The following is a 1,818-nucleotide window of genomic DNA, read 5'->3' on the forward strand; positions in this document are numbered from 1 at the left end:
GTGGGCATCATCGGCGCGTTCTTCGGCGTGCTGGCGTAAGGACCCGGCCTATTATTTGCCCCCAAGGGAAACGGCGACCCATTGCGGTCGCCGTTTTTTATTACCGAAAGCTAGTTGGAGGTGCTTCGTGATTCGATCTGACAATCCACCCGATAATGGCGTGAGCGGGGCGATGTATCTATTTGGCACGGCGCTCTTGTGGAGTTTTATCGGCATCCTCGTTCGCGCCAATTCGCAGTCAGCTCTTTTGATCGGTGCCGTCACGGCAATATTTATGGCGCTCTTTATCCTGCTCGTCGGCAGACCCGTCCTTCGCGTCAGCCGTCTTATTGTCCTTGTGGCCGTCTGCAACTTCGTGACGGGCACCACGTTTAACTTTGCCAACCAGCTCACGACGGTCGGCAACGCGATCGTTCTGCAGTACACCTCGATGATTTTCGTTATCGTGTATCAATCGCTCGCAACTCGCACGTTGCCCTCGCCTGCGAAGATTGCCTCCGTGGTGGTTGCTTTTACGGGTATGGGACTTTTCTTTTTAGGTGATTTGAGCGCCGAGGGCATGCTCGGAAATCTGCTTGCCGTCATTTCGGGCGCCACCTTTGGGCTGTGTTTCTTTTTAAACTCTCGCCCCGATGCGTCGCCCATGGTGTCCTCGCTCATCTCCTGCGGCATCTCGATACTTCCGATCGTCTATTTTGCCGGCGACCTAGGCTCCGTGAAACCCTTTGAGTGGGGGCTTATGCTGGTGCATGGCCTTTTTTGCAGCGGCCTTGCGAGTGTGCTGTATGCCAAGGGGATTGCGCGCACCAACGCGTTTGCGGCCAACTTGGTTTGCATGAGTGAGGTCGTGCTCGCTCCCTGCTGGTCGGCGCTCCTCTTTGGCGAGGTCTTTCGCTGGAACGAGTTTTTGGGCGCAGCGATGATCGTTTTGGTGATTGTGGCCAACTTGGCATCCGATGCTTTTGGCGACGGCTTTCTGGTGGCGCTTGTCCGCCATCGAAACAAAGAGCGTGCCTAATGGGATGCGCCTGCCGTTTACGGTAAAAAACACCCCGCTGAGCGACTGGTATTAAATAAGGCGAACCTGCATACCTATAATTGGTATCAAATCATTTGTGCCTGGCATGGGTGTTAGCAGCACACCAGGTACGCTTCGAGCCGTGGAATCGAACTCCCGGAATTGATATCAACAACGCGCGCGACGGGAGTGACGACGGTTCGAGATTCCTTATTGGGAGGAATTATGCTTGTCCAAGCAATCCTCGTCGGCTTAGTCGGAGCGTTTGGATGCCTCGACTACCAGCTCGGCACCCTCTACGCGTTCCGCCCCATCGTCCTGTGCCCGCTCGTGGGCCTGGTGCTGGGGGACCTGCAGACTGGCCTTGCCGTTGGCTCCAGCCTGGAGTTGCTGTTCATGGGCTCGATCTCCATCGGCGCCTACGTGCCGCCTAACGAAACCGTCGGCGGCGTGCTCGCCTGCGCGTTTGCCATTCAGCTCGGTCAGGGTACCGAGACGGCCATCGCGCTCGCCATGCCCATCGCCGTCCTTGCGCTGACGATCGGCAACATTACCAATGCCTTGTTCCCTGTGTTTGTCGATATGGCAGACAAGTTCGCCCTCAAGGGAAACCTCAAAGGCATCTACGCCGTTCATTGGGGAATTGGAATCTGGGGCTGCGTCGAGTACTTCCTGCTGTGCGGCGGCGCCTTCTATTTGGGTTCCGACGCCATCCAGGGCCTGCTCGACTTCATCCCGCCCTTCATCATCGACGGTTGCGGCGTTGCCGCCAACATCCTGCCGGCCATGGGCTTCGCCAT

General features: G+C 57.1%; 2 protein-coding genes. Both read left to right on the forward strand.

Going from position 1 to position 1,818, the window contains the following annotated elements; genetic code table 11:
* The coding region (locus tag DW821_RS10060; protein ID WP_370221274.1) for a DMT family transporter at positions 1 to 1,018 on the forward strand (1,018 nt) is incomplete at its 5' end.
* 225 nt (positions 1,019 to 1,243) lie between these two features.
* Positions 1,244 to 1,818 (forward strand): PTS sugar transporter subunit IIC (locus DW821_RS10065; RefSeq protein WP_147487048.1); only part of this gene is annotated, 575 nt, incomplete at its 3' end.

This window comes from Collinsella sp. AM33-4BH (assembly GCF_003469205.1).
Classification (GTDB): domain Bacteria; phylum Actinomycetota; class Coriobacteriia; order Coriobacteriales; family Coriobacteriaceae; genus Collinsella.